21 protein-coding genes are annotated in these 20,263 nt (G+C 54.7%); 4 read left to right on the plus strand and 17 right to left on the minus strand.

Annotated elements, in window-relative coordinates:
• The first annotated feature begins 82 nt into the window (after positions 1-82).
• Positions 83-1,375, plus strand: coding sequence for a transcriptional regulator PtsJ (gene ptsJ / locus FDX19_RS24360; protein ID WP_137384725.1), 1,293 nt, complete (start codon positions 83-85; stop codon positions 1,373-1,375).
• A gap of 13 nt (positions 1,376-1,388) precedes the next feature.
• Positions 1,389-2,105: a type 1 glutamine amidotransferase gene (locus tag FDX19_RS24365; protein ID WP_137384726.1), complete on the plus strand. Its 717-nt coding sequence runs from the start codon at positions 1,389-1,391 to the stop codon at positions 2,103-2,105.
• A 90-nt stretch (positions 2,106-2,195) separates the two neighbouring features.
• Here FDX19_RS24365 and cysM read toward each other — a convergent pair whose 3' ends face one another.
• The 10 genes from cysM to FDX19_RS24415 form a co-directional block, all read right to left on the minus strand.
• Positions 2,196-3,107, minus strand: coding sequence for a cysteine synthase CysM (gene cysM / locus FDX19_RS24370; RefSeq protein ID WP_137384727.1), 912 nt, complete (start codon positions 3,105-3,107; stop codon positions 2,196-2,198).
• Between the two features lie 118 nt (positions 3,108-3,225).
• A complete protein-coding gene (cysA, locus tag FDX19_RS24375; RefSeq protein WP_137384728.1) occupies positions 3,226-4,323 on the minus strand; it encodes a sulfate/thiosulfate ABC transporter ATP-binding protein CysA in 1,098 nt (365 codons plus the stop codon).
• Entirely contained in the window at positions 4,313-5,188 is an 876-nt protein-coding gene (gene cysW, locus FDX19_RS24380; RefSeq protein ID WP_137384729.1) for a sulfate/thiosulfate ABC transporter permease CysW, read from the minus strand. The genes cysA and cysW overlap by 11 nt, the downstream gene beginning before the upstream one ends.
• Entirely contained in the window at positions 5,188-6,021 is an 834-nt protein-coding gene (gene cysT, locus FDX19_RS24385; RefSeq protein WP_003038061.1) for a sulfate/thiosulfate ABC transporter permease CysT, read from the minus strand. Before cysT ends, cysW begins: the two co-directional genes overlap by 1 nt.
• Complete coding sequence (gene cysP / locus FDX19_RS24390; RefSeq protein ID WP_137364488.1) at positions 6,022-7,038, minus strand: thiosulfate/sulfate ABC transporter substrate-binding protein CysP; 1,017 nt, start codon at positions 7,036-7,038, stop codon at positions 6,022-6,024.
• 305 nt (positions 7,039-7,343) lie between these two features.
• Positions 7,344-8,135 carry an SDR family oxidoreductase UcpA gene (gene ucpA / locus FDX19_RS24395; protein ID WP_137384730.1) on the minus strand — a complete coding sequence of 264 codons (792 nt, stop codon included), beginning with the start codon at positions 8,133-8,135 and terminating at the stop codon, positions 7,344-7,346.
• A 205-nt stretch (positions 8,136-8,340) separates the two neighbouring features.
• Positions 8,341-9,240 (minus strand): porphyrinogen peroxidase, encoded by a 900-nt coding sequence (gene yfeX, locus FDX19_RS24400; RefSeq protein ID WP_137384731.1) that lies wholly within the window; start codon positions 9,238-9,240, stop codon positions 8,341-8,343.
• Between the two features lie 92 nt (positions 9,241-9,332).
• Positions 9,333-9,908: an RpoE-regulated lipoprotein gene (locus tag FDX19_RS24405; RefSeq protein WP_137384732.1), complete on the minus strand. Its 576-nt coding sequence runs from the start codon at positions 9,906-9,908 to the stop codon at positions 9,333-9,335.
• Between the two features lie 59 nt (positions 9,909-9,967).
• Positions 9,968-10,417 carry a DUF2919 domain-containing protein gene (locus FDX19_RS24410; protein WP_137384733.1) on the minus strand — a complete coding sequence of 150 codons (450 nt, stop codon included), beginning with the start codon at positions 10,415-10,417 and terminating at the stop codon, positions 9,968-9,970.
• Positions 10,404-10,829, minus strand: coding sequence for a GNAT family acetyltransferase (locus FDX19_RS24415; protein WP_048210972.1), 426 nt, complete (start codon positions 10,827-10,829; stop codon positions 10,404-10,406). Before FDX19_RS24415 ends, FDX19_RS24410 begins: the two co-directional genes overlap by 14 nt.
• A 211-nt stretch (positions 10,830-11,040) precedes the next feature.
• On the opposite strand from FDX19_RS24415, the gene amiA reads away from it, so the two are divergent.
• Positions 11,041-11,910, plus strand: a complete 870-nt coding sequence (gene amiA, locus FDX19_RS24420; protein WP_137384734.1) for an N-acetylmuramoyl-L-alanine amidase AmiA — start codon at positions 11,041-11,043, stop codon at positions 11,908-11,910.
• 2 nt (positions 11,911-11,912) lie between these two features.
• On the plus strand, positions 11,913-12,812 hold the full coding sequence (hemF, locus tag FDX19_RS24425; RefSeq protein ID WP_137384735.1) for an oxygen-dependent coproporphyrinogen oxidase: 900 nt from the start codon (positions 11,913-11,915) through the stop codon (positions 12,810-12,812).
• Positions 12,813-12,911: 99 nt separating this feature from the next.
• Here the strand turns inward: hemF and eutR are convergent, their stop codons facing one another.
• From eutR to eutH, 7 genes are read right to left on the minus strand one after another with little or no spacing between them, the layout of a single operon-like run.
• Positions 12,912-13,964: an HTH-type transcriptional regulator EutR gene (eutR, locus tag FDX19_RS24430; protein ID WP_137384736.1), complete on the minus strand. Its 1,053-nt coding sequence runs from the start codon at positions 13,962-13,964 to the stop codon at positions 12,912-12,914.
• 48 nt (positions 13,965-14,012) lie between these two features.
• Positions 14,013-14,543, minus strand: a complete 531-nt coding sequence (gene eutK / locus FDX19_RS24435) for an ethanolamine utilization microcompartment protein EutK (protein ID WP_137384737.1) — start codon at positions 14,541-14,543, stop codon at positions 14,013-14,015.
• Between the two features lie 11 nt (positions 14,544-14,554).
• Positions 14,555-15,214 carry an ethanolamine utilization microcompartment protein EutL gene (eutL, locus tag FDX19_RS24440; RefSeq protein ID WP_137384738.1) on the minus strand — a complete coding sequence of 220 codons (660 nt, stop codon included), beginning with the start codon at positions 15,212-15,214 and terminating at the stop codon, positions 14,555-14,557.
• 9 nt (positions 15,215-15,223) lie between these two features.
• Positions 15,224-16,120: an ethanolamine ammonia-lyase subunit EutC gene (gene eutC / locus FDX19_RS24445; RefSeq protein ID WP_137384739.1), complete on the minus strand. Its 897-nt coding sequence runs from the start codon at positions 16,118-16,120 to the stop codon at positions 15,224-15,226.
• A 20-nt stretch (positions 16,121-16,140) separates the two neighbouring features.
• Positions 16,141-17,502, minus strand: coding sequence for an ethanolamine ammonia-lyase subunit alpha (gene eutB, locus FDX19_RS24450; RefSeq protein ID WP_003038029.1), 1,362 nt, complete (start codon positions 17,500-17,502; stop codon positions 16,141-16,143).
• Positions 17,503-17,513: 11 nt separating this feature from the next.
• Positions 17,514-18,917: an ethanolamine ammonia-lyase reactivating factor EutA gene (eutA, locus tag FDX19_RS24455; RefSeq protein ID WP_137384740.1), complete on the minus strand. Its 1,404-nt coding sequence runs from the start codon at positions 18,915-18,917 to the stop codon at positions 17,514-17,516.
• Positions 18,914-20,146, minus strand: a complete 1,233-nt coding sequence (gene eutH, locus FDX19_RS24460; RefSeq protein ID WP_003835043.1) for an ethanolamine utilization protein EutH — start codon at positions 20,144-20,146, stop codon at positions 18,914-18,916. Before eutH ends, eutA begins: the two co-directional genes overlap by 4 nt.
• Positions 20,147-20,263 lie beyond the last annotated feature (117 nt).

A 20,263-nucleotide genomic window follows, 5' to 3' on the forward strand; every position in this document is an offset into this window, starting at 1 on the left:
AAACTTTTCCTCTCGCTGGACAGCGGGCTATCGCCTCACTATTATCGTCATATGCTAAAATTCATTTTGTCATAGGTCAATAATGATCGACGGAAAAACCGCTAACGAAATTTTTGACAGTATTCGTCAACATGTCGCTACAGGCACCCTCGCCTCAGGCGAAACGCTTCCGCCGGTGCGCGAGCTGGCGACGACATTGAACGTCAACCGCAATACTGTCGCGGCGGCTTATAAACGACTGGTCACCTCCGGGCTGGCACTCAGTCTTGGGAGAAACGGGACGGTAATAAAAGGGATTTCCTCCCCTATCGCGCTGGAGGGAGGGAGTCCGGATACCCCACTTACCGACCTTTCCGGCGGTAACCCTGCGCCGACTTGTCTCCCCGATCTCAGTCGTTATTTCGCGCAAATAAATAAGAACCCACGTCTGTATGGCGATGCCGTCGTATCGCCTGAGCTTAAAACCTGGGCCACACGCTGGATGCAGGATGCCCTCCCTGGCGTGGGAGAAATTGATATCACCAGCGGTGCTATTGATGCCATTGAACGACTACTGTGCGCCCATTTATTGCCGGGCGATAGCGTCGCGGTAGAAGATCCCTGCTTTTTAAGTAGTATCAATATGTTGCGTTATGCGGGATTCTCAGCAAGCCCGGTCACCGTAGACAACGAAGGCATGCAACCCGACATGCTGGAGGCGGCGTTACAAAGAGGGGCGCGGGCAGTGATCCTGACGCCGCGGGCCCACAACCCGACGGGATGTAGCCTGAGCGCCTCACGCGCCGCCCAGTTACAAAAAATCCTGGCCCGCTATCCGCAGGTACTGGTGATTGTCGACGACCACTTTGCACTGTTGTCTGCATGCCGTTGGCACCCGGTGATTGCCACGCAAACTACGCACTGGGCAGTCGTCCGTTCAATGTCGAAAACATTAGGCCCGGACTTACGCCTTGCCATCGTTGCCAGCGATCCGGTCACTTCTGCAAAACTGCGGTTACGACTCAACGCCGGCAGTCAGTGGGTCAGTCATCTGCTGCAGGATTTAGCCTGCGCCTGCCTGAGCGATGAAGAGTATCAACGTAAGCTGGTCCAGACTCAGCGGTTTTACGCAACACAGCAGCAAAAACTGACCACCGCTCTCAGAGGATATGGCATTGATCTGCCCGTCGGTGATGGTCTGAATCTGTGGCTGCCTCTGGCGCACCACAGTCAATCACTTGCTTTTGCCCTGGCAAAATCTGGTTGGCTGGTACGCGAAGGTGAGGTGTTTGGTGTGAATACACCATCGCACGGTCTGCGCATTACGCTGTCGACCTTAAACGACAGCGATATTCATAAGCTGGCGGCTGATATTCATCAGGCGCAAAAGCGCTAACAGGAGAGAAAAAGTGCGAGTTCATTTTGTTATTCATGAGTCTTTTGAATCTGCTGGCGCGTATCTGCCGTGGGCAGAACAGCGTGGCTATACCATCACCTGGTCACGGGTTTACGCCGGAGAATCGGTTCCCGCCAATGCTGATGGGTTCGATATGCTGGTCGTCTTTGGTGGCCCGCAGTCTCCCCGCACCACGCTGGCAGAGTGCCCGTATTTTGACTCTCAGGCCGAACAGCATCTGATCAATCAGGCGATTTCAGCACGCAAAATTGTGGTGGGGATCTGCTTAGGTTCACAGCTGATTGGCGAAGCGCTGGGCGCGAAGGTGTGTCAAAGCCCGGAAAAAGAGATTGGTCATTATCCCATTACACTGACTGAAGCAGGTAAAGCGCACCCGCTGATCGCCCACTTTGGATCGCCACTGATGGTCGGTCACTGGCACAACGACATGCCTGGATTAACCGATCAGGCGACAATTCTGGCGACAAGTGAAGGCTGCCCGCGACAAATCGTGCAATACGGTAATTTTATCTATGGCTTCCAGTGTCATATGGAATTCACCGCCGAGGCAATCGAGGGGCTGATTCAGCATTCAGAACAAGAGTTAGCAGAGGCCAAAGGAAAACGCTTCATCCGCTCTGTGGAAAAGATGCGTGAATGGGATTATCAGCAGATGAATGAAAAACTGTGGCAGTTCCTGGATAAACTGGTAGAGAACCGTAACGATTAGTCATTGAAGGCCGGATAAAACACGCAACGTCTTATCCAGCGATCGTGTCGTCTGTTTGCCTGATGGCGCGACGCTTATCAGGCAAACAAATTAGATCCCTGCGCCCTGGTTGAAGTGCTCTTCACCAAAAACGCCGGTCGAAAGGTAGCGATCGCCGCGATCGCAGATGATCGCCACCACCACAGCGCCGGGCGTAGCACGCGCCACGCGTAACGCCCCTGCCACCGCGCCGCCAGAACTGACACCGCAGAAAATGCCTTCACGAATCGCCAGCTCACGCATGGTGTTTTCTGCATCATTCTGATGAATATCCAGCACCTCATCCACCAGCGAGGCGTTAAAAATGCCCGGCATATACTCCGCAGGCCAGCGGCGGATTCCCGGAATGCTGCTGCCCTCTTCCGGCTGCAGCCCGACAATCGTCACCGGTTTAGCCTGCTCGCGCAGAAAACGAGATACACCAGTAATGGTGCCGGTCGTGCCCATGCTGGAGACAAAATGGGTAATGCGTCCGGACGTTTGCTGCCAGATTTCCGGGCCGGTTGTGGTGTAGTGCGCGTACGGGTTATCCGGATTATTAAACTGATCGAGAAGTTTACCTTCTCCACGCTGCGCCATCTCAAGGGCTAAATCGCGCGCGCCTTCCATTCCCTGCTCTTTGGTCACCAGAACCAGTTCAGCCCCGTATGCCCGCATCGCCGCACGGCGTTCCTGACTCATGTTGTCTGGCATCAGCAGCTTCATGCGGTAACCCTTCAGCGCGGCGATCATCGCCAGCGCGATACCGGTATTTCCGCTGGTTGCTTCAATCAGTACATCGCCGGGCTTAATTTCTCCGCGCTTTTCCGCTTCGACGATCATCGACAGCGCAGCCCTGTCTTTCACCGAGCCCGCTGGATTATTCCCTTCCAGTTTGACCCAAATTTCACTGCCGTTTTCCGGCGCAAGGCGCTGCAGTTTCACCAGAGGCGTATTGCCAATCGTTTGTTCTAATGTGTTCACGTTTTCAGCTCAATAAAATGCCGGGTGGCGCTGCGCTTACCCGGCCTACAGGTCATACTTTAGCCCGTAAGCCCGGTAAACGCAGCGCCACCGGGAGATAACGATGCGAATTAACCTATCAGGCCGATTGCGCCAGGGCAAGTTCCGCTTCACGCGTTTCAATGCGCTGATCACCATTGTACAGACGTGCATTTTGCAGCCCGACAAACAGACGTTCGCCACGAGCTGGGGAATCATCTCCCTGCATGACCACTGTCAGCGGTTCGTTATACCACCCCAGTGGCTGCACAACTAATTGGGTGTAGTGACCTTTCGGGCTGGCTTCCAGCACCTGTACCGGCAACGGGGAATCCAGGCTGGTACGACGGCTGACGTCCACTTCCCACGGGCGCAGGAACAGGTCGACCGGCCCTTGATACGCTGGCGTATAACCCAATGGCCAACGGTGTGCGCCGACATGGAACTGTCCGCCACGAATCGTCCCCTGCAGACGGTTAACCTCACCCATAAATTCCAGCACAAAGCGGGTAGCCGGTTCGCGCCATACCTGATCCGGCGCATCGGCTTGTTCAATATGTCCCTGGCTCATTACCACCACGCGATCGGCCACTTCCGTCGCCTCTTCCTGATCGTGGGTAACAAACACGCTGGTGAATTTCAGTTCTTCGTGTAACTGACGCAGCCAGCGACGCAACTCTTTACGCACCTGAGCATCAAGTGCACCAAATGGCTCATCGAGTAGCAGGATCTGCGGTTCCACCGCCAGCGCTCGTGCCAGCGCCACACGCTGTTTTTGCCCGCCAGAAAGCTGCGCCGGAAAGCGATCCGCCAGATGGGCAAGCTGCACCATCTCCAGCAATTTGGTGACTTTCGCCTTGATGGCCGCCGCGTTTGGACGCTCGCGACGCGGTAAGACCGTCAGCCCAAAGGCGATATTGTCGAAAACGGTCATATGGCGAAACAGCGCATAATGCTGAAAGACGAAGCCAACTTTACGGTCACGCGCATGTAAGCGACTGACGTCAGTACCATGAAAGCGAATATGCCCGCTGGACTGATGTTCCAGCCCGGCAATAATTCGCAGCAGCGTGGTTTTACCCGAACCGGAGGGTCCCAGCAGCGCGACCATCTGACCTGAAGGAATATCCAGCGAGATATCGTTCAGCACCTGGGTGCGACCAAAAGACTTCTTAATATTGGCAATCTCAATGCTCATGATTTTCCTCCTGCTGCGCGCGTTTTTCCTGGTTCTCCAGGCGCCATTGCAGCATGCTCTTCAAAAACAGGGTAATAATCGCCATCAGCGTTAACAACGCCGCTGCGGTAAAGGAGCCGACCGTGTTGTAGTCCTGCTCCAGTAATTCAATCTGTAATGGCAGCGACAAGGTTTCACCCCGTATCGAGCCGGAAACCACCGACACCGCGCCAAATTCGCCAATCGCACGCGCGTTGGTCAACACCACGCCGTACAGCAATGCCCAACGAATATTTGGCAGCGTAACGCGTCGGAACATCTGCCAGCCGGACGCGCCCAGCAACACAGCCGCTTCATCTTCATTGCTGCCCTGGCTCAACATCACGGGCACCAGTTCGCGCACCACAAACGGACAGGTTACAAAAACCGTAACCAGCACCATGCCCGGCCAGGCAAACATGATTTGCAGGTTATGTTCATCCAGCCAACCGCCGAGTGGGCCGTTAGAACCGTAAAACAGCAGATACACCAGACCCGCGACCACTGGCGAGACGGCAAACGGAATGTCCAGTAAGGTCAGCAACAGCTGGCGTCCTGGGAAGTTGAAGCGAGTCACCAGCCAGGCCAACAACACACCAAACACCAGGTTCACCGGCACTGCGATCAGTGCGATCAACACCGTAAGCCAGATGGCATGCAGCATGTCCGGGTTAGCCAGATTCTGTAATACCGGCAGTAACCCCTTACTGAACGCCTGCACGAAGATATAGATCATCGGCACCAGCAAAATAAAGGCAGACACCAGCATGCCCGTGCCGATCAAAAACCATTTACCCCAGTTGATGCGGGGTGCGCCATAGCGTTTCAATTGGGTAATGTCTGCCATCAGTGACCTACCACGCGTCGACCAAAGCGACTCTGCAGGGTGTTAATCGAAAACAGCAGCAACAACGAAGCCCCAAGGATTACTGACGCAATCGCACTAGCGGCCGGGTAGTCAAACTCCTGCAAGCGAACAAAAATCATCAGCGAGGTGACTTCCGTTTTCCACGCGATATTCCCGGCGATAAAGATAACCGCGCCAAATTCGCCTAAACTACGGGTGAATGAGAGCGCGACACCGGCAACCAGCGCAGGTGATAACTCCGGCAGCACCACTTTGCGGAAACTCTGCCAGCGGGTGGCACCGAGCGTTTCCGCCGCTTCTTCATACTCCGGACCTAACTCTTCCAGCACCGGCTGTACGGTACGCACCACGAACGGAATGCTGGTAAAAGCCATCGCCACCGCGATGCCCAGCCAGGTGTAAGTGACCTTAATATCCAGCTTCGCCAGCCATTCGCCGTAGAAACCGTTGACTGAAAACAGCGATGCCAGCGTCAGGCCAGCCACCGCCGTAGGCAGCGCAAACGGCAGATCCATCAACGCATCCAGCAGTGTACGGCCCGGAAAGCGATAGCGGGTTAAGATCCACGCCATCAGCAAACCAAACACGCCGTTAAAAATCGATGCCACAAACGCTGACAGCAGCGTCACTTTATAAGCCGCCACCACCTGCGGATTGGTAATCACATCCCAGTATTGCGCCCAGCTCATTTGCGCCAGTTGCATTACCAGCGCGCTCAGCGGTAACAGCAATATCAGGCAGACAAACAGTAAGCTGGTGCCCAGGCTTAAGGTAAAGCCGGGCAGCACGCGTCGGGAAGAAACAGCGAACATTTACTTGCGCCCCGCCGCCAACAGTTTGTCCAGCTCACCGCCGCTGACAAAGTGTGTTTTCATCACTTCAGGCCAGGAGCCGAACTTGTCTTCTACGCGGAACAATTCAGTCTGCGGGAATTTATCTTGCAGCTTGTCCATGACCTGTGGGTTATTCACACGGTAGTAATAGTCGGTAATGATGGTTTGCGCCTGCGGGCTGTACAGCCAGTTCAGGTAAGCTTTAGCCGCTTTCTCTGTCCCGTTGGCCTGCACATTCTTGTCTACCCAGGCAACCGGAAACTCGGCAAGAATATTGGTTTTCGGAATAACAACCTCAAACCCCTGCGCTTCATACTGCTTGCGAATGTTATTCACTTCTGACTCGAAGCTGATCAATACGTCACCGAGCCCACGCTCGGCAAAAGTGGTGGTCGCGCCGCGGCCGCCGGTATCAAACACTTCGACATTTTGCAGGAACTGGGTCATAAACTGTTCGGTTTTGGCTTTATCGCCGCCGTCTGCTTTATCCGCAGCGCCCCACGCCGCTAAATAAGTGTAGCGCGCATTCCCGGACGTTTTCGGGTTCGGGAAGATGAGCTTGACGTCAGATCGAACAAGGTCATTCCAGTCGTGAATATTTTTAGGGTTTCCTTTACGCACCAGGAATCCCATTGTGGAATAGAACGGTGAACTGTTGTTCGGCAGACGGGATTGCCAGTCGGCCGGGATCAGCTTGCCTTTGTCGTGCAGGATCTGCACGTCAGTCACCTGGTTATAGGTCACCACATCGGCTTTCAGTCCCTGTAAAATCGCCAGCGCCTGTTTTGATGACCCGGCATGAGATTGTTTTATCGTCAGTTTATCGCCGCCGTTATCCTTCGCCCATTGCTGTTCAAACGGGGGATTAAGGGCGGCAAACAGCTCGCGAGACACATCGTATGAACTGTTCAACAGCTCTGTTGCCTGCGCCTGCCCCACCAGCAACAGCAGCGCCGCCAGCGTCAGCGTTCTTTTTTTCAGTAAGTTAACGGCCATTGCGCACCCTTATAAATTAAATGACTTTCTTATGGTCATCATATTTATAACCAGTGCTAAAGGAGTAACGGTTTTATATACCGTTTGATGATTTGAAAGTTGAAAAGAGAATAAGAGCTTATCCCAGTAGGTGTAATTGTTGCAGGCAGTTTGGACATGGACAGCGCGGAAAAACCGGAGCGTACACGAAGTACGTGAGGATTTTGAGCACTGCCCAGGGCCAAACTGGCAAATAAAATAGCCTAATGGGATAGCTCTAAGGGGTACCTCCTCCCCAGGTTCACCAGGGAGGAGACTGGCATCAATCAGATGCCGACGCTGACGCTTTCAGGCAGTGTGCTGCCGCCATCAATCACGTTTTGCGTGCCCGTTAAGTAGCTGGATTCATCCGACGCCAGGAACGCCGCCAGTTCACCCACTTCAAGCGGACAGGCCAGACGGCGCATTGGAATCGCTTTCGCCATGTCGACTAAAACCGATTCAGGATCGTCCGGGTTAGACTGACGTGCAATATTTTCCGCCATTGGCGTACGAACGTAGCCTGGGCAAATTGCATTTACACGAATCCCCGATTGCGCGTATTCAACCGCCAGGGACTTGGTTAAGCCGATAATAGCGGCTTTCGACAGCGCATACGCCGTTTCGCCCGGGTCGGCAACCATATCGCCTGTTACCGATGACATCATCACGATGCGCCCGTCTTTGCGCGCAATCATCTCCGGCAGAACGGCCTTCGTCACGTTCCAGACGCCTTTAATGTTGACATCAATGTGGAAGTCGCGATCTTCATCGCTCATTTCAAGGAAGTTGCCAAGGCGGCATACGCCGGCATTGTTGACCAGAATGTCGATTTTGCCTTCAATTTTCTTCGCGCGTTTTACCGCTTCCGTGACCGACGCAAAATCTCTGACGTCTGCGTGAACCGCTGTGCAGCGATGCCCGCGCCCAGCCAGTTCATCCGCCAGCTTTTCAATCTCATCGGAGATATCCAGCAGGATTAAGTTCGCGCCATGGCGGGCAAACGTTCTGGCGATCCCCTCGCCAATACCCTGAGATGCGCCCGTAATCAATGCTGTTTTGCCCGTGAGTTTTCCCATTTCAATATTCTCCTTTTGAATATGAAGCCTTCGCTTCATTCACGCAGAAGATACAGCATTAACAAATTCATGCTGAGGAATAGCTCACTAAATCAGGTTAATTTCAGGTAAAAAAAATCCCCGTCGGAGCGGGGATTTTCAATTTGATGACAGATAAGAACGCGGCAGGTCCGGTAAGCGTTAGCGCCACCAGGCAACACCGGGATTACAGCGCCATCAGTCGATCCAGCGACGGTGCAAAGTAATAGCCACCGGTGACCGGTTTGGTGAAGCGCAGCATCGCGTCACGTTTGCCATCGGTATCACCAAACATGCTCAGCAGTTGCTGCTCAATATTGTGCAGACGCGCGCAGTACGCGCAGAAATAGAGACCATGCGTACCGCTGGCTGTACCGTACGGCAGACTTTGACGAACAATTTTCAGACCCTTGCCATCTTCTTTCAGATCCACACGGCTCAGGTGGGATGTTACCGGACGCTCGTCACCATCGATCTCTTCGTTGGCTTCCTTGGTGCGGCCAATCATCATTTCCTGATCGTGAATACTCATGCGGTTCAGTTGCTTCAGGTTATGTTCCCAACGCTGCACGAATACATAGCTGCCGCCAGCATCGACACCATCTTTAATAACCGCGACTTCACGACGCGTTTCTTCGCCCGCCGGGTTTTCAGTGCCATCAACAAAACCGCTGAGGTCACGCTCTTCCACCCAACGGAAACCGTGGATCTCTTCTTTGACATCAATGCAGTCGCCAAACGCTTCCATGGCCGCCTGCGCAACGGAGAAGTTCACGTCATGGCGCAGCGAGAGAATATGGATCAGTACGTCATACTGAGTCGCCGGAGCCAGACCTTTACCGTAAGGGATGAAGTCCTTCAGCTCTTCCGCGCCCACGCCGCCGCTCAGTGTGCGCCAGGTGTTGTTGCCAAAAGCGACTACCGCGCCCAGATGCGCATCCGGGAATTTCGCTTCAAAGGTCGCCAGCTTATCGGCAAACGTTTTGCTGGCCGCACGCAGGGCCTCAACATCACCTTTTACATTGGCTTCAATCCAAATCGCCGCACGGCAATGTTCTGGCAAAATGCCACTCTGAACCTGAGACATTGTTCCTCCTGAAAAAAGCTGCCACGACATCGTGGCATTGATGAACGCTATTCTACCTGTTTTTTTAGTCAGTCGATTTGTTCAGACGCAAATTAACGCCGCCAGATAATTTTGCTTACTTTCCACTGTTGTAGCGTATCGTCAGACGGCATTATGCCCTCAGGGCCGCTCCAGTCACCGGAAAAAATATAGCTAATATGCTGACTTCCTTCGGCTTTACACTCAACATGCGCACTGTCATCACCGGTTGCTTTCTGGCAATGTCCAAAAGCTTTAGTGTAAAGGTCGCTAAACGGTGTACCGATTTCAACACCCGCGGCTGATGCGATGTCGCTGTCCAATACATCAATGCGACCGATCGTTCCCTGGTCGCCATTGATCACCATTGCCAGCTTGTCACCTTTCATTGCCTCAAAAAAACGCACGACATTGCCGTTATTGGTTTTCATCCCACTACGCAGGCGATAATCGCCATCCAGCGCATCAGCAATGGTCTTTTCATCCAATGTCGTCGCACCCGTGAGTTTTCCCACGCCTTGCTCAGTGACCTCGGTCGAAGAACCAAACCAGTTCCACGGATTAGCGGCGGACCAGTTCACCGATGAGAGGGTTGAACACCCGGTCAGCACCAGCGGTATCGCGCATAACGTCAAACGCAGTGATTTCATTTCACTTCCTTCCATATTTATCAACGCTGCTTTGAGTCCGGTTTCACAAAAAAGTGCCGTTATTCTTTCTCGGGGGAAAAACAGGCACGCAAACGTTGATTGGTTAACAACCAGACCAGCGCGACAATATCCGCCACCAGCAGCGCCAGACCAACGCCGTTGACAGGATCGCCTCCCAACCACAACATCGGCTGCCAGCAGAGTAGCGCCAGTTGAGCCAGAATCAGTAGTCCGCGCAGCCTGTGCCACAAAACGGGGAACGCGAAACGCCGCCCGCTGAGTAGAAACGCCAGCACGGCCGGAACGCCGGGCAGTAACCCCAGCCAGAACGCATCATGATCGGGATAAAACAAATTCAGCAACGTGTTGCCTTGATCGCGGGAAGAACCTGCAATCACAAACAATACCCAGGTGCGCGCCTGGAGCAGCAGCACGCACCAGAACAGAAATGGCAGGCGCAGACGCCCGTGACCGTCATAGTCGGCGGGATGGAACTCAGTACTCTTCATCTTCAATTAAACGTTTACCCAGATGGAGTACATCGGTATGTTCATAGCCCAGACGCTCATACATACCCAGCACAACGTCATTATCGTCACGTACCATGATTTGAATCTTTGGACAACCACGGGCAATGAGCTTTTTCTCCAGTCGGTTCAGCAGCGCATTCGCAATACCGCGCCCCCTGAACTCAGGATGCACGCCAAGGTAATAGGCGGAGCCACGATGACCGTCATAGCCCCCCATCACTGTGCCGACAACTTCACCGTTCACTTCTGCGACCAGAAACAAGCTGACGTCATGATTAACTTTGCGCTCAATGTCCATTTCCGGGTCATTCCATGGACGCAGCAGATCACAGCGCTCCCAGAGGGTGATCACCTCTTCGAAATCTTCCTGGCGAAATACGCGTATTTCCATGGTATTAGTTTCCTTTTCAGGACGTTAAAAAGCGATTATGGCGCGAACCACTGATTTAGCCAATATCTGACGCGAAGCGACGGAAAAAATGGCATAATACGGAATTGTCACGTATTGAAATGAAAAGTAAAACAATTCTTATCCCGATCCGTCGCAACGGACTACGCGATACGATATAACGTCTGGAACCTTTTTTTACAACTCAGGCCGTATGAGCACTTTTAAACCACTAAAAACTCTCACATCGCGCCGCCAGGTGCTGAAAGCCGGGCTGGCAGCCCTGACGCTGTCCGGCATGTCGCAAGCCATCGCAAAGGAAGAAACGCTAAAGACCAGTAATGGTCACAGCAAACCGAAAGCCAAAAAAGCGGGGGCTAAGCGTGTTGTTGTTCTTGATCCAGGACACGGTGGTATCGATACCGGCGCCATTGGTCGCAACGGTTCGAAAGAAAAACACGTGGTGCTGGCGATTGCCAAGAATGTACGCTCGATTTTGCGCAATGAAGGAATTGATGCACGCCTGACCCGCTCCGGCGATACCTTCATTCCACTGTACGATCGCGTTGAGATAGCCCACAAGCACGGTGCCGATCTGTTTATGTCGATTCACGCCGACGGCTTCACCAATCCGAGCGCGGCGGGGGCATCGGTCTTCGCCCTGTCCAATCGCGGCGCCAGTAGCGCCATGGCGAAGTACCTGTCCGATCGTGAAAACCGTGCCGATGAAGTCGCGGGTAAAAAGGCCACCGATAAAGACCATTTATTGCAGCAGGTACTGTTCGATTTGGTACAAACCGACACCATTAAAAACAGCCTGACGCTCGGTTCGCACATTCTTAAGAAAATCAAGCCGGTACACCGCTTGCACAGTCGCAGCACGGAACAAGCCGCTTTCGTGGTGCTAAAATCACCGTCAATTCCGTCGGTACTGGTCGAAACGTCATTCATCACCAACCCGGAAGAAGAACGCCTGCTGGGCACAACGGCATTTCGCCAGAAAATCGCCACCGCTATCGCCAATGGCATCATCAGCTATTTCCACTGGTTTGATAATCAGAAAGCACATTCGAAGAAACGTTAATCATGAAGCCCGATGCACAGCGCGTTAAACAGTTCCTGCTGAGTCTGCAGGATAATATTTGCCAGCAGTTATCTGCCGTCGATGGCGCAGAGTTTGTTGAAGATAACTGGCAGCGTGAAGCGGGCGGCGGCGGTCGTAGCCGGGTGCTACGCAACGGCGGTATCTTTGAACAAGCGGGGGTGAATTTCTCCCACGTACACGGTGACGCAATGCCAGCCTCAGCGACTGCACACCGGCCAGAGCTTGCCGGGCGCAGCTTTGAGGCGATGGGTGTCTCGCTGGTCGTGCATCCGCTCAATCCGTACATCCCTACCAGCCATGCCAACGTGCGTTTTTTTATCGCGGAAAAACCGGGTGCCAATCCCGTGTGGTGGTTTGGCGGCGGCTTTGACTTAACGCCATATTATGGTTTTGAAGAAGATGCCGTTCACTGGCATCGCACCGCGCTTGAACTCTGCCAACCGTTTGGTGATGACGTGTACCCGCGTTACAAAAAATGGTGCGACGACTACTTCGTTCTGAAGCACCGTAACGAGCAGCGCGGCATTGGTGGGCTGTTTTTTGATGACTTAAATACGCCAGATTTCGACCACTGCTTCGCCTTTATGCAGGCGGTCGGGCAAGGTTACACCGAGGCGTATCTGCCGATCGTCGAACGCCGCAAAGCGATGCGCTGGGGCGAGCGCGAGCGCAATTTCCAGCTTTATCGTCGCGGACGCTATGTGGAATTTAATCTGGTGTGGGACAGAGGCACGTTGTTCGGTCTGCAGACCGGCGGGCGCACCGAATCGATTCTGATGTCGATGCCGCCGCTGGTACGCTGGGAGTATGACTGGCAGCCGGAAGCGAACAGCCCGGAAGCCGCCCTTAGCGAATTTATTCAGGTCCGCGACTGGGTGTAATTGCCTGATGGCGCTACGCTTATCAGGCCTGCAACTACAACGGTACTGCCCCGTAGGCCGGATAAGACGTAAAGCGTCGCATCCGGCACAATTCTTTCATCACGCCCACTGACGCATACGCTGATGCAGCGTCAGCGAGGGTTTTTCCGCAAACAGCTGCTGGTAATCGGTAGCAAACTGCCCTAAATGCCAGAATCCCCACTGCATCGCAGCGTCTTTCACCGTCGCACTTTGCGACCACGGGCTAATAAGCTCACGGCGCACGGCATTCAGACGAATACGTTTTAACCAGGCATTCGGTCCGATACCGAGGATCGCGTGAAACGCGTTTTGCAACGTGCGACGACTCACATGTAGCTGGTTACACAAGTCGAGCACGGTCAGCGGCTCAGACATATTTTCCAGCACATATTCGCGCGCACGCGACAGCAGGCGGCGATAGCTCTGATGGCTGATGCTTTCAGCGGTTATCATTGGCTGCGCGTCTTCCAGCATAGTGCCCATCGCCAGCAGCAGGTTATCACCCAACACTTTGCGCACCGCCGGTTGATGAAGGTTCTCAGGATTTTCACTAAACGTCGCCAGCGCCTGTTGCACAAAGCCCCATAACGCGGCTTTATGCTGTTCTTTTACTTCTAACGCCGACTGGTTGCGCAACATATGCAACACCCTTTCCGGGTTATGCAGGAAGTTAGCCTGACGCGCAATGGTGTCTTCAGAGATAACGACCCCAAGAATGGTGTAATCATCCGGTGTGCTCAGCTCAAACTCCGTTCCGCCTGGGCGGGTCGCAATTTCAGCACTGCCAAGGCATTGTGTACCAATAAATCCCTGCTCGCCGCGGGTAGCCGGAATACCAAACCAGAACGAGTTCGGCCAGACCAGGCATGACTGGCGCAGCGCAAGACCGGTGTATTCACGGAACACCTGAATATCATCAAGCAGGATTTCCGTGAACTCGCCATGAAATTTTCCCGGATGCAGTTGATCGTAAATCTGCTGCCAGGCGGTAATCGTCAGGGCATGCTCATACACATCTGTTGTTCGCCGTTGGTGAACGTTGTCCACCTCCACCTTCGGCGTAAGTTTAACGTCTTCGGGTAATGCTTCATGATAAAGATGGTGCAGGTTTGCAGTACGGGTCTTTTTCATGATCTTTTAAGCCGGAAGCTTCAATGAAGCCCCCGGCCCTCCGACAGGTTAATTTTTTAAGCGATAGCGACTACTGCGTTTACGCAACGCTCCGTCAGAAAAGAGCTGTTCCAGCGCATTTCTGGCTTTATCAAGTGACCAGCCAAAGTGCGCGGCCACTTCCCCTGCCGTCATTCCTTGACGGGTTGATGCCAACAACGCCAGGAGCTCATCAGAAGATTCAGATGTCACAGGCGCTTCCTGCGTCTTTTCCGCTTTGGCTTCTGGTTTCATTTCTGGCTTCGGTGCGGGTTTCTTCGGCGCACGTTTAAAACCGCCGATCAGCCACTGGGTGTCATCATCCGGCCGCCCTATCTCCTTACGACTGATAACACGGCCTGTACGCGCAGCGGCAGCACTGCCAGCATCCAGCGCAGCACGGCACGCCGCCAGATCGCCTTCCACCACCAGCGTCAGCCTGCCAGGATCGAGCACTTCGTGGCTAAGCAGTCGCACGTTCGCAGCTTTCAGCATGGCGTCAGCAGCATCAACAGCCGCAACCATGCCATCCACTTCCAGTAATCCCAGTGCATTGATCATCACAACCTCTCTTACGCGCGTTGTACCGGATTACGAGCAATATCCAGAACGGCATCGGCAAAGGCGTTACACGCGGCTTTACAGGCGGCCTGACTACCGGTCAAAAACGCCGCTGAGTAGTTGGTTTCTGACGGTGGCGGAACGTAGGTCACCAGCTGTACATCGGCAGATTTCAGTGCAGCATCAATACCGAATGTCGCTTCCAGCGGCGGTGCCACCAGATAAGCCATCGGATCGCCAAGTCGACATCCCGCTGTCGCGGAAAGATACGAACCCGTACGCGATACGACGTGCGCCAGGAAGGCGGTATTTTCTGCGTCATTTGCCCACTGGAACGCCGCGCCACTTTCAATATTGGCAACCATAGCGTCCAGGCCCGCGCGAACTTCAGCCGGGTTCGGCCCACCGAGCATAATCAGCACTTCACCTGCGGTTGGAGAAGGTCCGTGCGCCGCACCGGCATACAATGAGCGGCCATAAACCACTTCCACCATCGCCTGTTTTGTCGCTTCGTCTGCGGCAATATACGCCACGTCATCAGAATCTGCTGTGATGAGTCCGAGGCTACGTATATGTGACGGCAATTTAAGTTCGCGAGCAAAACCGTCATTTACCGAGGCAATCACGCGCATTGCGGTGACTGAGGGTCTTATCAAATCTAATGCTGGCATGATGCCTCCTTAACGGGTCATATTGATGCCGGAGGCTTTTTGCTCCAGCATGCGCTTGGCCAAATCGACGATTACCGCAGCCGCTTCTACCGGAGGCGTACCGCCCTGGTGAATGTTCGAGATACAGGTGCGGTCAGCTTCAACGGTAGTCGCCACGCGCGGTGAATACACCGCGTAGCAGGAAAGGCTCTCCGACTGGCCTAAGCCCGGACGTTCACCCACCAGCAGGATCACCGCTTTCGCGCCCAGCAGTTCGCCAATCTGATCTTCGATTTTTACGCGACCATAGCGAACAAAGAACGGCGTACCGACCTTCAGTCCGGCTTGTTTTAAGCCCGACAGCAGCGGCGGCAGGATCTCTTCGTAGTTGGCGGTGATCGCATCGGTAGACAGGCCATCAGAGACAATCACCTGCACATCCGGGTTAGCCACACACTGCGATTTCAACGCTTCAATGGCTTCCGCACTCAGACGACGCCCCATGTCTGGACGCGTCAGATACAGGTTTTTGTCACTGATTTCTGAACGAACTTCCAGCAACCCTTGGGCTTTTACCCACTCTTCCGGCACTTCTTTTAAGACCGTATCTTTCGAACGCGAATGGTCGGCCAGGAAACGCAACAACGCCTGAGTACGCGGGCGAGGACCGGCACGACCGGTGCACACGCGCGCTGCGGTACTGCGACGCAGTTCGGTCAACACGTCCGCACGGTGTGGATTTTCAACGCCAATCCACGCTTTGGCTTCAGCAGAACCTAAGTCCATCGCACAGCTTTCACCTGTCGGCGCTGCACACTGCGTGGTGCTGCATTTCGCTTCCGGTGACGGTGCCTGAGCCTGCGGCTGTGACTCACCCATTGACGCCATTACGCTGCGTACAATTTCTTCAATCTGTTTTTGATCCATCGTGTGTCATCCCCGCGTCATCAGAAGAACAGTGACGGATCGCCCGCCCGTTTGGTCAGGCGACCGTTTGCCATAATGCCCATGGTTTCCAGCCAGCGCTCAAACTCCGGCGACGGACGCAGGTTCAGCAGCTGGCGCACGGTCGCGGTATCGTGGAATGCGGTGGTCTGGTAGTTGAGCATGATGTCGTCACCGAGCGGCATGCCCATGATGTAGTTGCAGCCAGCGGTGGCGAGCAGAATCATCAGGTTTTCGTTGAGGTTCTGGTCAGCATCAGCATGGTTGGTGTAGCAGCAGTCACAGCCCATTGAGATGCCGCTCAGCTTGCCCATGAAGTGGTCTTCCAGACCGGCACGAATAATCTGACGGTCGTTGTAGAGATACTCTGGTCCGATAAAGCCAACCACGGTGTTCACCAGGAACGGATCGTAGTGACGCGCCAGCCCGTAGTTACGTGCTTCCATCGTCACCTGATCGGCACCAAAGTTAGCGCCAGCAGAAAGCGCAGACCCTTGCCCGGTTTCGAAGTACAGGCAGTTTTCCCCGGCGATACGGTTAAACTCCGCACCCACGGCACGCGCTTCATCCAGCATAGCCAGCTCAACGCCAAACTCTTTTAAGCCTTTTTCACTGCCGCAGATACTCTGGAAAATCAGCCCGCCCGGCGCGCCGCGACGGATTGCTTCAATCTGAGTGGTGACGTGCGCCAGTACGCAGCCCTGGGTCGGGATGTTAAATTTGTCGATGACGCCATACACGGTATCGAGGACGCGGCTTAAGTTCTCCACATCATCCGTTACCGGGTTGACGCCAATGACCGCATCACCCGCACCGAAGGAAAGACCTTCATAGATTTGAGCTGCGATGCTCTGTACATCGTCACGGGTATCGTTCGGCTGCAAACGGCAGCTAAAGGTGCCCGGCAGACCAATGGTGGTGTTCGCCTTTTTGATCACCGGCATTTTCTTACCGCCGTAGATCAGGTCGGCGTTGGAACAGATTTTAGCCACCGCAGCAACGACTTCCGACGTTAGCCCTTTGCGCGTAAACGCAATGTCATCGACCGAAGTTTCATCACTCAGCACATACTCGCGCAGCTCACTGATACTCCAGTTTTTGATGCGGTTATAGGCCGTTTCGTTGACGTCATCCTGAATCAGACGCGTTACACAGTCTTCTTCATAGGAAATCACCGGGTTATTGCGAATATCCGCCACCGTCATTTCCGACAACACCTGCTTGGCCGCCACGCGCTCTTGCGAACTGGTTGCAGCTACCCCTGCCAGCACATCCCCCGAACGCAGTTCGTTGGCTTTTGCCAGCACCTCTTTTACATCCTTAAACTGATAAACATTGCCGAACAATGTGGTCTTTAGTTTCATAAGTCGTTCCCTCAGGAAGGAAATGCGAGTGATTTCACCGTCACCGGCACAACCGATCCGCCAAAAAGAGGCGTACCAATGTCGATATAGTCCCCCGCCCGGACAACCACCTCATCGATGACTGCCAGCGGGTGTTGCTGTAACTGTGGGCGTAACAGCATGCCCAGGGCTTTACCAAAATCCTGCTCGGCTACCACCAGCAGGGGATGCGGATTCGGATAACGCGCGACGAAGGCCAGCAGTGCGTCAATCACCGTTAACAGCGCGGCGTAGCGCACCGGTAACGAACCGGGCAGCGCCAGCACATAAGCATCCGTTTGTGGATCCAGATCGAGCTGCATCAACGCCTGCTGCCAGGCAGCAACCAAATCGGACTCATCCAGCGGAATCGCCACCGGCAGATTGCGCAGCGGAAGCTGAACGCCCTCCAGCCAGATGGTGCTGCCCGAAAGCGACAGCGTATGCGCCCCGGCGCCAATCACCGTGGCGCGCACGGTTTGCGCCGGGAACTGCACGTTCATCTCACGCAGACGCGGGTGCTCATGCAGCGCCGTGGCGAGCAGTGGCCCTATGTCGGAAAAACAGAACGGATCGGCAGGTTGGTTGCGGTAGCATTCGCCCACCCCGCCGGACAACGTAATCACTTCCGGTTTCACGCCCGCAGGCAGCAGACCGGTTTGCATCAGCGCCTGCGCCAGTGGTGAAAGCGTGCCTTCAATCACTTCCACAATCAGCGCCGCCATCCGTCGCGCCACCTGAACCAGTTGCGTGGCGTTAAGCGAACGCGCATCGGTGCCAGGGCCAAAAACGTCATCGACAATCATCTGTCCCGGCTGATGCGCGTGAACCACGCGCCCCTGGCCGTCCGTTTCCAGCAGACGCCCACCGACGTTCAGGCAGGCTGAACCGCTGACTTTTCCCGCGTCGAACAGCACGTAGTTTGAGGTCCCGCCACCGATGTCGATATTCAGTACACGGCACAACTTCTGCTCTGACAGGGTCTGGGCACCCGCACCATGACCAGCAATCACCGATTCCAGATGTGGACCGGCGCTGGCCACCACGAAGTCCCCCAGCGACTGGGAGAGCGCCATCACCGCCGGTCGCGCATTGCGGGTTTTCGCACTTTCCCCGGTAATGATGATCGCGCCGGAATCAACGGTTTCTGGTGCGATACCCGCGGCCTGATACTGGGCGAGGATCAGCGCTTTCAGTTCGGCCTCTTTCAACCCGCCCTGCTTATCAACGGGGGTAAAGAACACCGGGCTTTGCCAGCTAATTTCGCGTTTGATGAATTCGTAGCGCGGCACCTGCGACACTGCCGCACGGTTAACCAGCTCAAGGCGGGAGAAGATCACCTGAGTGGTGGTGGTGCCGATATCGATACCGACGCTCAGTAGCTGGCGAGTGTTCACGATTGCGCCTCCGGGTTGGTTTCTACTTCTGCTGGCACATCTTCATCTTTCGGTACCAACAGCATAGCCACACCAATCGCCGTCACGCCGCCAATCAGCTTGCCGACAATCATCGGGAAGATCATGGCGTTCATGTTCGCTGCGGCGAAACCTAAGTGGTCACCCAGCGCGAAAGCCGCGGAGACCGCAAAGGCGCAGTTGATCACTTTGCCGCGGGTATCCATATTCTTCATCATGCCGAACATTGGGATGTTGTTCGCCAGCGTCGCGACCATGCCTGCAGCCGCAATATTATTGATTTTTAACAGGTTACCGACGCTCATCAGCGGTTTTTCAAACCAGCGGGTCAGCAGCAGCACCATTGGGTACGCACCGAGCAGTACGCAGGAAATAGAACCGATAACTTCGATAGCGCGCATCACTTCACCCGGCTTGTCGCCCGGTGCCATGAAGATGGGATCAAGCCCCGGGATCAGCTCCCAGCCGAGCAGGAATTTGACCACCGCAGCTGCCAGGCCGATGGTGATCAGCGCCACGAGGAATTTCGCGAAGATCTGGAAGCCGTTGATCATTTTTTCCGGGATGAATTTCAGTCCCAGCGCCACCAGCACGGCCACGATCAGCACCGGGATCATATTCATCAGGATCAGCGCGAAGGTGAACTCCACCGGCTGCCCGTTGATTTCGACGCCGGAGTACATCGCAATCAAACCGCCCGCAATACAACCAATCGGAATGGTGACGATACCGGCCAGCACGCCCAGCGCCAGATAACGACGGTCAGACGGTTCAATAATCCCCAGCGCAACCGGAATGGAGAACACCAACGTCGGCCCCATCATCGCCCCAAGGATCAGGCCAGAGTACAGCCACGCCGCAACGTCGCCGCCCGCCAGTTCTTTCGCCAGGAAGAAGCCGCCCATATCGCACGCCAGCAGCGTTCCGGCAAACATCGACGGGTTCGCGCCCAACATTTCGTACAGCGGAATAATCACCGGCCCGAGCACATGCGCCAGTACCGGCGCCAGCGCGGTCATACCAACCATCGCCAGACCCAGCGCGCCCATCGCCATAAAACCTTCTTCAAACTGACCGCCCGATCCCTCAATGCTCTTACCGAACTTGCCGAGGAAGCGTGCCGAACCGCCGAACTGCGACAGGATCCTGTCCACGGCGGCAATCAGCATAAAGAACATCATGATGTACATGATGATTTCGTTAATTCCCATAGCCCCTACTCCCTGTCATTTGTGATTTGTAGGCCGGATAAGACGTTTACGTCGCCTCCGGCATTAACGCCGTGTTATTGCCGGATGGCGGTGCGCGCACCTTCTCCGGCCTACAGG

The sequence above is a fragment of the Citrobacter sp. wls619 genome (genome assembly GCF_005281345.1).
Taxonomy (GTDB): Bacteria; Pseudomonadota; Gammaproteobacteria; order Enterobacterales; family Enterobacteriaceae; genus Citrobacter.

Coding starts and splice junctions, on each gene's coding strand:
- ptsJ (WP_137384725.1), top strand. CDS start 83: ATGATCGACGGAAAAACCGCTAACGAAATTTTTGACAGTATTCGTCAA.
- cysA (WP_137384728.1), bottom strand. CDS start 4,323: ATGAGCATTGAGATTGCCAATATTAAGAAGTCTTTTGGTCGCACCCAG.
- cysW (WP_137384729.1), bottom strand. CDS start 5,188: ATGGCAGACATTACCCAATTGAAACGCTATGGCGCACCCCGCATCAAC.
- cysT (WP_003038061.1), bottom strand. CDS start 6,021: ATGTTCGCTGTTTCTTCCCGACGCGTGCTGCCCGGCTTTACCTTAAGC.
- cysP (WP_137364488.1), bottom strand. CDS start 7,038: ATGGCCGTTAACTTACTGAAAAAAAGAACGCTGACGCTGGCGGCGCTG.
- ucpA (WP_137384730.1), bottom strand. CDS start 8,135: ATGGGAAAACTCACGGGCAAAACAGCATTGATTACGGGCGCATCTCAG.
- yfeX (WP_137384731.1), bottom strand. CDS start 9,240: ATGTCTCAGGTTCAGAGTGGCATTTTGCCAGAACATTGCCGTGCGGCG.
- FDX19_RS24405 (WP_137384732.1), bottom strand. CDS start 9,908: ATGAAATCACTGCGTTTGACGTTATGCGCGATACCGCTGGTGCTGACC.
- FDX19_RS24410 (WP_137384733.1), bottom strand. CDS start 10,417: ATGAAGAGTACTGAGTTCCATCCCGCCGACTATGACGGTCACGGGCGT.
- FDX19_RS24415 (WP_048210972.1), bottom strand. CDS start 10,829: ATGGAAATACGCGTATTTCGCCAGGAAGATTTCGAAGAGGTGATCACC.
- amiA (WP_137384734.1), top strand. CDS start 11,041: ATGAGCACTTTTAAACCACTAAAAACTCTCACATCGCGCCGCCAGGTG.
- hemF (WP_137384735.1), top strand. CDS start 11,913: ATGAAGCCCGATGCACAGCGCGTTAAACAGTTCCTGCTGAGTCTGCAG.
- eutR (WP_137384736.1), bottom strand. CDS start 13,964: ATGAAAAAGACCCGTACTGCAAACCTGCACCATCTTTATCATGAAGCA.
- eutK (WP_137384737.1), bottom strand. CDS start 14,543: ATGATCAATGCACTGGGATTACTGGAAGTGGATGGCATGGTTGCGGCT.
- eutL (WP_137384738.1), bottom strand. CDS start 15,214: ATGCCAGCATTAGATTTGATAAGACCCTCAGTCACCGCAATGCGCGTG.
- eutC (WP_137384739.1), bottom strand. CDS start 16,120: ATGGATCAAAAACAGATTGAAGAAATTGTACGCAGCGTAATGGCGTCA.
- eutB (WP_003038029.1), bottom strand. CDS start 17,502: ATGAAACTAAAGACCACATTGTTCGGCAATGTTTATCAGTTTAAGGAT.
- eutH (WP_003835043.1), bottom strand. CDS start 20,146: ATGGGAATTAACGAAATCATCATGTACATCATGATGTTCTTTATGCTG.